This is a genomic window from Mesorhizobium sp. 2RAF21, from assembly GCF_052115345.1.
GTDB lineage: Bacteria > Pseudomonadota > Alphaproteobacteria > Rhizobiales > Rhizobiaceae > Mesorhizobium > Mesorhizobium terrae.
The window spans coordinates 157,577-165,694 of the sequence record NZ_JBFRGM010000015.1 but is presented as its reverse complement, the minus strand read 5'-3'; the positions used below and the strand labels follow the sequence as shown (position 1 = coordinate 165,694).

The 8,118-nt window shown below is 61.6% G+C and carries 12 protein-coding genes; 9 read left to right on the top strand and 3 right to left on the bottom strand.

The window, feature by feature from the left end; genetic code table 11:
• Positions 1–831: 831 nt before the first annotated feature.
• The 3 genes from AB4136_RS24105 to AB4136_RS24095 all read right to left on the bottom strand — a co-directional run bounded on the left by AB4136_RS24105 (position 832) and on the right by AB4136_RS24095 (position 2,237).
• Positions 832–1,059 carry a hypothetical protein gene (locus tag AB4136_RS24105; protein WP_137900344.1) on the bottom strand — a complete coding sequence of 76 codons (228 nt, stop codon included), beginning with the start codon at positions 1,057–1,059 and terminating at the stop codon, positions 832–834.
• Complete coding sequence (locus AB4136_RS24100) at positions 1,056–1,313, bottom strand: hypothetical protein (protein WP_024923205.1); 258 nt, start codon at positions 1,311–1,313, stop codon at positions 1,056–1,058. Before AB4136_RS24100 ends, AB4136_RS24105 begins: the two co-directional genes overlap by 4 nt.
• A gap of 108 nt (positions 1,314–1,421) precedes the next feature.
• Positions 1,422–2,237, bottom strand: coding sequence for a S24 family peptidase (locus AB4136_RS24095; RefSeq protein WP_137900345.1), 816 nt, complete (start codon positions 2,235–2,237; stop codon positions 1,422–1,424).
• A gap of 104 nt (positions 2,238–2,341) precedes the next feature.
• Here AB4136_RS24095 and AB4136_RS24090 point away from each other — a divergent pair, with 104 nt between their 5' ends.
• The 9 genes from AB4136_RS24090 to AB4136_RS24050 all read left to right on the top strand — a co-directional run bounded on the left by AB4136_RS24090 (position 2,342) and on the right by AB4136_RS24050 (position 8,116).
• A complete protein-coding gene (locus AB4136_RS24090) occupies positions 2,342–2,632 on the top strand; it encodes a helix-turn-helix domain-containing protein (RefSeq protein WP_036254983.1) in 291 nt (96 codons plus the stop codon).
• Positions 2,633–2,634: 2 nt separating this feature from the next.
• Positions 2,635–2,796 (top strand): hypothetical protein, encoded by a 162-nt coding sequence (locus AB4136_RS24085; RefSeq protein WP_161773061.1) that lies wholly within the window; start codon positions 2,635–2,637, stop codon positions 2,794–2,796.
• On the top strand, positions 2,793–3,107 hold the full coding sequence (locus AB4136_RS24080) for a helix-turn-helix domain-containing protein (protein WP_161773060.1): 315 nt from the start codon (positions 2,793–2,795) through the stop codon (positions 3,105–3,107). Before AB4136_RS24085 ends, AB4136_RS24080 begins: the two co-directional genes overlap by 4 nt.
• Complete coding sequence (locus AB4136_RS24075) at positions 3,104–3,514, top strand: helix-turn-helix domain-containing protein (RefSeq protein WP_024923208.1); 411 nt, start codon at positions 3,104–3,106, stop codon at positions 3,512–3,514. The genes AB4136_RS24080 and AB4136_RS24075 overlap by 4 nt, the downstream gene beginning before the upstream one ends.
• Positions 3,507–4,367 carry a ParB/RepB/Spo0J family partition protein gene (locus tag AB4136_RS24070; RefSeq protein WP_024923209.1) on the top strand — a complete coding sequence of 287 codons (861 nt, stop codon included), beginning with the start codon at positions 3,507–3,509 and terminating at the stop codon, positions 4,365–4,367. Before AB4136_RS24075 ends, AB4136_RS24070 begins: the two co-directional genes overlap by 8 nt.
• Positions 4,368–4,374: 7 nt before the next feature.
• A complete protein-coding gene (locus AB4136_RS24065; protein WP_024923210.1) occupies positions 4,375–4,614 on the top strand; it encodes a hypothetical protein in 240 nt (79 codons plus the stop codon).
• Positions 4,604–5,071 carry a hypothetical protein gene (locus AB4136_RS24060; protein ID WP_024923211.1) on the top strand — a complete coding sequence of 156 codons (468 nt, stop codon included), beginning with the start codon at positions 4,604–4,606 and terminating at the stop codon, positions 5,069–5,071. The genes AB4136_RS24065 and AB4136_RS24060 overlap by 11 nt, the downstream gene beginning before the upstream one ends.
• Entirely contained in the window at positions 5,068–7,032 is a 1,965-nt protein-coding gene (locus AB4136_RS24055) for a transposase domain-containing protein (RefSeq protein WP_024923212.1), read from the top strand. Before AB4136_RS24060 ends, AB4136_RS24055 begins: the two co-directional genes overlap by 4 nt.
• Before the next feature lie 67 nt (positions 7,033–7,099).
• Positions 7,100–8,116: an AAA family ATPase gene (locus tag AB4136_RS24050; protein ID WP_024923213.1), complete on the top strand. Its 1,017-nt coding sequence runs from the start codon at positions 7,100–7,102 to the stop codon at positions 8,114–8,116.
• The last annotated feature ends 2 nt before the right edge of the window (positions 8,117–8,118 follow it).

Genomic DNA, 8,118 nt, shown 5'->3' with positions numbered 1-8,118 from the left:
TTCGCGACGGCAGACTTCGGGCCTCGAGCCGCCATTTTCGGCGGCCGGGTTTTTCCAGGGCCCGGACTTAGGGCTCGTCACCAGACACCGCCACCGTTAGCGCTGCCAGTCCGGCACCGGCGCCCTCCCTGATACCCGGTGCGCACCAGGTTCCCGTTGTAGTTTGACACCGGGTCTTAGAAATCCGGGAATAAGTGGGAATGGCCGGGAACTGGCGAAAAGTGCTGCAATCTCAAGCGATTGAGCGACGGTGGCAGAGACGTTCAGTTTGACGTGTGGTTTTAGACGAACTGACCAGAACTGCAAAGCGAGCGAGGCGGCGGCAACACAGAGCCGGATTTGTTAACGGCCTTTGAGAAACCTTCGACCCGCCTTCAAACCCGCAGAAAACTGGCCTTGAGGCGCGAGGCGCCGATCCGGCGAGATACCCGCGCGACGCTCGCCACTACGGAAAAAACCAAAATAAACTTGGATGATGCGTCCAACTTAGGCGAAAACGGCAGAATATTACGCAATATCAAAGGGATCACGACCGATGACGTTGGTCGCCGAACTTGGATGTTTGCTGTCGCCGATCAGCGGCGCATTTTGGCGATCTTGAAGTCATTGTCATAACGGTTGTCGCATGACGTGCAGCGCAGCAAGGGTTCCATCGTCACCACAAAGCGGTTCTTGCCGAACCGCCTTTCGATCCGCTGCCGATCGAGCCAGCCCAGGTGCCGGCATCGAGAACACATCGCACCCAGACGGTACCATTCGGGGAGATCGCCCAGGCGGATCGAATGTGCGCGCCTGACACCATCGGCCGGGTGCGGCGCCCGCCCGGCCGCCTCACTGTTGTGAGGATTTTGACGGGTTCAGCTCGCCGGCTCTGCGCCGCTGCATGACGAACCGATTGTTGTAGTGAACGAGTAGTACTCCGGGAAACCGCTCACAGGCCTCATTCCAGGCAGCCTGGCTTAGAAAATTGTCGGACGATTGGGCGAGCACCTCCAAGCGCTCGCCCTCGTCGGCAGACCAGATTTCGACCCGGTAATTGTCAACGGGTGTCGGCATCAAGCCGCAGCCTCCATAGCCTCGTCGAGATCAGGAACCGAGCCGAACGCCGCAAGCAGACGAGGCGCATGCATATCGCCGCTCTCTTCTTCGACATGAACCTCGAATGCAGCCGCCCCGGCCCAGTTTTGAGACATCATCTCTGCCAAGCGGATTGCGCTCGCCTCTCCCCCGCGCGCCTCACGCATTTCAGCGATCAACAGACGTCCTTTGATCAAACGGAACGCAATGACGACGAACTTCTGCACTCGCTTCATAGAAACACCTCCAGCCCAAGAATGTTCCTATTTTGTTCTTGCGATCTGTCAGGAGTCAAGCAGGCGAGGAAAATGTTCCTCGCTTGATTAACAGGCGGTCTCTTCTGGCTAGTAGCTCCTCGGCTTGCCGCCAGCGAAAAACACCTGGCCGTGCACCCGCACACGATGCTCGATGTCGCCGAACGGCACCAGGTCCGGTTCGTATGCTTTGTTGTCCGAAATGATGCGCAGGTCGCCGTTGTTCAGCACCTGCAGGCGTTTCAACAGCAAACGATCATGGTCAAGGGAGAAGACGAAGATACCGCCGCGCTCGACGACACGCCAGTCCACGTTCTGTACGACCATTACCAGGTCGCCATCGCGAATGGTGGGCTCCATTGAATCGCCGGCGCCTTCCAAAACTCCGACGACGGCATTCGGCGGCGCCCAAGGTGGGAGATTTCTGCTAAGCCAGTTCCTTCCGACCGAGAAGTACTCGCTGACATCTTCGGAGACCACCAGCGCGCCGGCCCCTGCCGATGCGCGCACATCATAGCGCGGCATCTGGATCATCCGTTCGCTGAGTTGCGTCGCCGGTAGGTCAGATCTCTCTTCCTCATCGTTCTGCGGTGAAAGGAGGGTCCAAAAGCCGGTGCCTGCGAGCAGGTACTCCACGTTGTGATTTGCCGCAGCTGCAAGTTTCAAAAGCTCCAAAAATCTGGGCTGCGTTGCTCCTGACCGGTAATTGTCCAGGGTCGTTACGGAGACGCCCATCGCCTTAGCCGCCACCTTTCGGCCGCCCGCATACTCCGCAAGCATCTCAATCTTTTCAGCAAGTTGCCTCTCGATATCGGGGAGTTCGCCACGAGCTCTCGCCATCGCCTCAGCTGGCGCATCACCATCATTCTCGGGGGTAGAATTTTTTGGAGCTTTTTGCGTAATCACACTTTACAACGTCCAATTTTTTGGACATTCTCCGCTAGCTAACGAAAACAAACCTCGAAGAAAGGGAGGCCGGTCAGGGCCTCCCTTTCAACACCGGAGCCACTATGGACCCGATTGCACGCTCGGCCAAGATCAAAGCCGATCTCTTTACAGCCGGTTACGTCCTGCTTGACGTCGACCGCCGGCACAAGCTCCCACTCGGTACGGCTTCCCGAACTCTCTGGGAGCCGAACTCGCTTGGCGAGGTGGCGATAGCTGCTGCTCTCGCTTGTGAACCGCATGAACTGTGGCCCGAGCGCTACGACGCCAGCGGCCAGCGGCTATCGCCTCAACCTCCCAAAAACTATCTCCGCCCCCAGCCGCGCTGGCAACGTCGAAACGACAAGGCGGCTTAGACATGTTCGACGTCAAATCGCTGTCCTCAAATCAACAGCGCGCCACCCCCTTTCAACCGCACCTCTCAGACGATCCGGGCTTCCTGCTCGGCTCGGTTCTGACCGCGCTGTTGCTCGCTGGTTTCGTTCTGATCGGCCTCGCATGGCTTGGAGTTTTTCAATGAATGCCTGTTGTCCCACCTGCGGCCGTGGCCTTGCTGGTGTATCTCGCCTCGTCTTCGAACGGCGGTCGGGGACTATTACCACGCCATGCGGCCATGCCCGGCTACGCCCGTCCGAGTTTGCCCTGGTCGAAATCCTCCACGACGATGCACCCAGCATCCACTCCGTTGGCGAGTTGCAGGCGGCCGTCAACCTTCACGGCACGACCATTCGTCGCTTGGTTCACGATATCCGCCTGAAGGTCAAACCGCTCGGCGTCGACATCGCGAATGTGCGCGGCGTCGGCTATCACCTTGTGGGGGCGGTGCGATGAACGCGGTCCCCTTCATCATCGACCGGCCCCAGATCGTGCACCGTGTCGTGCGCAATGTCGTCGCGTCGATCGTGCCAACGGCATCCGAGGCCATGCTGTTCGACAAGAACAGCTATCGCGGCCCGCAGGTCACCGCCTGGATGCGCCAGGTGGCGATGTACGTCATGCACCGTCGGTTCGGCGCGGGCCTCAACAAGGTCGCGAAACTGTTCGCCCGCGACCGGTCATCGGTCCTCCACGGCGTGTACCAGGTGGAGGACGCTTGTCAGGACAGCTATCTCACCTCGGCCTTCGTGGCTTTCGTCGAGCACCAAGCCCGAACGCTTCTCGACGACATCCAGGCGACCGAGACCGAGACAGGCGTCCTTCCCTCCGAATACGCATCAGTCGGAGGGCGCCGTGGTTGAGTTCAAACGACTTCCGCTCTCCGACATCTTCGTGCCCGCCGACCGCCTCCGCAAGGTTGACGACAACAAGGCCTTTCTCATTGGCCAATCCGTTGTCTCGGGCGAACTTATCCACCCCGTTAACGTGTACCGCACGCCCAACGGCGAACGCCCATACACCCTCGCTGCGGGCGCGACGAGGTATCGCGGACACGAACTCCACGGCCTCACCGAGGTCGATGCCTTGGTGCGCAAGCTCGACAAGGCTGGCGCACGACGCATCGAGATTGAGGAGAACCTGTTCCGCGACGAGCTGTCTAAGCTGGACCGCGCCCTGCATGTGATTGAATACCGCAGGCTGTGGGAGGAAGAACACGGCAAGCTCGCTCGTGGGAACCCTCAGTTTTCCAATTCCGCCAACTTGGCGGAATTGGCCGAAACGGCTCAAGGTCACTTCTTCGCGCAAGCTCTTGACGATCTCGGGTTGTCGCGACGTGCCATCGAGCGCGCGCAGTTCATTGGCTCCAAGCTGCGGCCGGAATTGCTCGACGTGCTTCGTGACAAGCCCGAGGCGGACAATCAACGCGTCCTTGAACAGCTGGCCGGCCTAGAGCCGGATCGCCAACGCAAGGTTGCTCTTGCCTATGCCGATCAGCCCGACATTGGCCGGGCGTTGCACCTGACCGATCCGAACGCCAAGGCCAAGGCCGACCTGTCTCCTGGCCAAAAGCGCAAAGGCACCGTCACCGCCAATTTCAGCCAGCTCAGTCCGACCGACCGCCGCAAGGCCTTCCAGGAATTGATCTCCCGGTGGCCCGACGATGCCGCTTGGGCGTTCGCCAATCCTCTCCCGACCACAAAATCCGAAAGGTGACCTAGCCGTGAGCACGAAGGTTTGCCCGACCAGGAATTGCATCAATCCGGTGCCGAAGGGTCCGCAAGCCGTCTTCTGCGCTGACTGCCATTTCCGCCTCCCATACCGCGCCACCAACCAGATTTTCGCGCTGCAGTTCGCCTGCCAGCGCGCCGACGATCCCGACATCAAGCAACACCTGCGGGAACAGATCGACGCTCACATCCGCAGCGCCGCCCGCAGCCTGGAGAATGCGAATGCCGCGTAAAGCCAGCCCCGACCAGGGCGACCTCTTCTTCAGCCCGGTCTATCCCAGCCGCGTAGCCGACCAGAGCATCGACCTCACCGGTTTTCGCGGCAAGCTCAAGCGCGGCATGAGCCGGGCATTGAAAGACTGCGCTCACGAACGCCCGGAAGTCGCCATGCGGATCGCCACGGCGCTTGGCCAAGACAGTTTCTCGCTGGCGACGCTCAACGCCTACACCGCCGAGAGCAACGAAACCCACGATATCAGCCTCGTCCGCTTCAAAGCCTTCGTTCGGGCGACCCGCGCGACATGGTTGTGGGATCTCGTGGTGGCCGACGATGGCTTGACCATGCTGATCGGCGATGAGGCACGCCTCGCCGAGATAGCCCGTGTCCAGCAAGAACGCGCGGCCCTCGATGACAAGCTGAAAGAACTCAAGGCCAAGCCGGTCCACATCCTTCGGAGGGACCGCGCGTGAAGGAGTGGTTCTCTTTGGCCGAGATCGTCGAGGCACGTTCGCCCGAGCTGCCCGGCACGGTTCGTAATCTCAATGCCCTGGCTGTCGCCAGCAACTGGCGTGCGGACCCGGCCAGGGCGCGCCGAGCCGGTGGCAAGGGCGGCGGATGGGAGTACCATCTGTCGGCCTTGCCGCCGGGCGCGCAGGCACGACTTGCGCTCTTGTCCCGCGCGGGCAACGCGCCCGACCTGGCGCCGACCGTTGACGACACTTCGGCCGGGGTTTGGGCGCGCTTCGAAGCAATCTCGGACAAACAGAAAGCAGAATGCCGCCGCCGTCTCGCCTGCCTCCATGCGGTCGAGCAGCTGGCCGCGACCGGTGTTGGCGCGACCAACGCCGTGCTCCAGGCCGCAGCCATGAACGGGACATCGCCCGCGTCGATCTACAACTGGCAAAAGCTGGTGAAGGGTGTCGCGCGCGCCGACTGGCTGGCCGTGCTAGCGCCAAGCTATCAAGCAACTGCCAGTTTCAGCGACTGCCGCGAGGAAGTGTGGGAAGCGCTGACATCCGACTGGCTCCGGGCGGAGAAGCCCACGTTCTCCTCCTGCTACCGGCGTGTCCGCAAAGCGGCATCGAAACAAGGATGGTTGCCGATCCCCTCGGAACGGGCGCTGCGTCGCCGTGTGGAGGCCGAGATACCGGCCGGTGTCATCGCCCTGGCGCGCGAAGGGAAGGACAAGGCCAAGACCCTCTATCCGGCCCAAACCCGTATCCGCACCCACTTCCATGCCATGCAGGCCGTCAACATGGACGGCCACAAGCTCGACGTGTTCGTGCGCCTGCACGACGGCCGCATCACCCGCGTCCAGTTACTCGGCCTGCAGGACCTCTACTCTGGAACGATCCTCGCCTGGCGCATCTCGGAAACCGAGAACAAGGAAACCGTCCGCCTCGTCATCGGCGACATGGTGGAACGCCACGGCATCCCCGAAAAAATCTGGCTCGACAACGGGCGCGCCTTCGCCTCGAAGTGGATTTCCGGTCGCATTCCGAACCGCTACCGGTTCACCATCCGCGACGAGGACCCGCAGGGCATCCTCGTTTCGCTCGGCATCCAGCCGATGTGGACAAAACCTTATAGCGGTCAGTCGAAACCGATCGAACGCGCCTGGCGCGATCTCGCCGACAACATCGCCAAGCACCCGTTCTGCGCAGGTGCCTATACCGGTAACAGCCCAGAGGCGAAGCCCGAGAATTACGGCAATGCCGCTATCCCCATCGACGAGTTTCGCGGCCACGTCGCGCGCGAGATCGAAGAGCACAATACCCGCTCCGGTCGCCAGTCCGCAGCCTGCTCGGGGCGCTCGTTCCTGGAGACCTTCAAGGCCAGCCTAGCCGAACCGGCATCCATCGTGCGTTGGCCAACCGAGGCGCAGCGTTACCTTTGGCTGCTCGCCGCCGAAAAAGTCACCGCCCAGCGAGGCTCGGGAGAAATCCACTTCTATGAAAATCGGTACTGGTCCGTCGAACTGAACGCCCATGCTGGCCAGAAGGTCATCGTTCGTTTCGACCCCGACCGCCTGCAGGACAACATCAAGGTCTACACGCTCGATGACCGGTTGATCTGCACTGCAGCCTGTATCGCGGCCACCGGTTTCGACGATGTCGACGCCGCGCGCACTCATGCCCGCGACCGTGGCGCCTACCAGCGCACGCTCCGCGAACAGGCTCGCCTGCACCAGAAGATGACGGCTGCCGAGCTGGCGCGCCTCTATGGCAGCGAACAGCCCGCCTCGAAACCCGAACCCACCAAGCCCGCGATTAAGCGGCTCGCTATCGCCAATGGCGGCGCGGCGCCCGCGCCGATCCCTGCCGACGATTTCGAAGAGAGTTTCGCCGCTGGCCTCGCTCTGCTGCGCAATCAGCGCCAGGGCGACGCCGAGATCATCCCTTTCACGCCGAGAAGTGCCGAGGACGGCTGAAAAAAGAAGGCCGGGATGAACCCGGCCATGTCCGGCCCAAAGGGCCAATTGCACGAGGACTTGATACATGAACATCGATACGAACTCAATCTGGCAGCCGCCCGCACAAGAGCCCGACGTTTCGGAGGGCCGCGAGGGCCGCACCCCAGCGGACCTCAACCGCTGGCGCGAACTCACCCACAGCACGCGCGAACTGGCGCAACGCTCTGGCCTGTCCAAGGCCGAGGTGGCTCGCCGCGCAGGCATGCCCGACGGCACGTTTTCACAATGGTACTCCGGCAAATATGTCGGTCGCCTCGACCGCACCAACCTGACCATGGCGCAGTGGCTGGAAAGCGCGGCCAGCGCGGCAACGATCGAACGCGCCATCCCTGCCGGCCCCGGTTTTGTCATGACGAAAACAGCGGCCGAGATTTTCGCCGCGCTCGAACTGGCGCAGATCGCGCCCGATATGGTCATCATCACCCAGGCCGCTGGCATGGGGAAGTCGCACGCCTGTAAGCAATATGCGGCGACAAGGCCGCACGCGTTCCGCGTCACTATGCGACCGCAGACTAAGACCTGCTTTGCCATGCTGGTCGAACTCGGTCGTGCACTCAGCGTCATGGAAAACAACCCTGCCAAGCTGGACAGCGCCATTGGCGCGCGCCTGCAGCGCAACGGCCGACAAACGCTCCTGATCGTTGACGAGGCCCAGAACCTGGAAGACCGCGCGATCGACCAGCTGCGCTACTTCCTTGACGAATATGGCTGCGGCATCGCCTTGACCGGCAACACCAGCATTTACGGGCGTTTCAAGGACCGTTCGAGCGGGCCGGATTACACCCAGATCAAGCGGCGTTTTGGCAAACGGCTCTACAAGATGCAGCCCTACCCCGAAGACATCGCCATGATCATCGACGCATGGTGCATCCAGGACACCGACCAACGCACATTGCTTACCGGTATCGGTCGCAAGCCAGGCCACCTCGGTCAAATCGACAAGACCCTGCGCATCGCTCACCTGCTCGCTGCGGGCGAACAGGCTGATCTCGCCCTCAAGCACATCCAGGCCGCCTATCAAAACCGTCAGTGGGAGGAATGACC

Bases quoted from the DNA above. Each gene is read 5' to 3' on its own strand.
- AB4136_RS24100 (WP_024923205.1), bottom strand. From the start codon at position 1,313: ATGAAGCGAGTGCAGAAGTTCGTCGTCATTGCGTTCCGTTTGATCAAA.
- AB4136_RS24090 (WP_036254983.1), top strand. From the start codon at position 2,342: ATGGACCCGATTGCACGCTCGGCCAAGATCAAAGCCGATCTCTTTACA.
- AB4136_RS24085 (WP_161773061.1), top strand. From the start codon at position 2,635: ATGTTCGACGTCAAATCGCTGTCCTCAAATCAACAGCGCGCCACCCCC.
- AB4136_RS24080 (WP_161773060.1), top strand. From the start codon at position 2,793: ATGAATGCCTGTTGTCCCACCTGCGGCCGTGGCCTTGCTGGTGTATCT.
- AB4136_RS24075 (WP_024923208.1), top strand. From the start codon at position 3,104: ATGAACGCGGTCCCCTTCATCATCGACCGGCCCCAGATCGTGCACCGT.
- AB4136_RS24060 (WP_024923211.1), top strand. From the start codon at position 4,604: ATGCCGCGTAAAGCCAGCCCCGACCAGGGCGACCTCTTCTTCAGCCCG.
- AB4136_RS24050 (WP_024923213.1), top strand. From the start codon at position 7,100: ATGAACATCGATACGAACTCAATCTGGCAGCCGCCCGCACAAGAGCCC.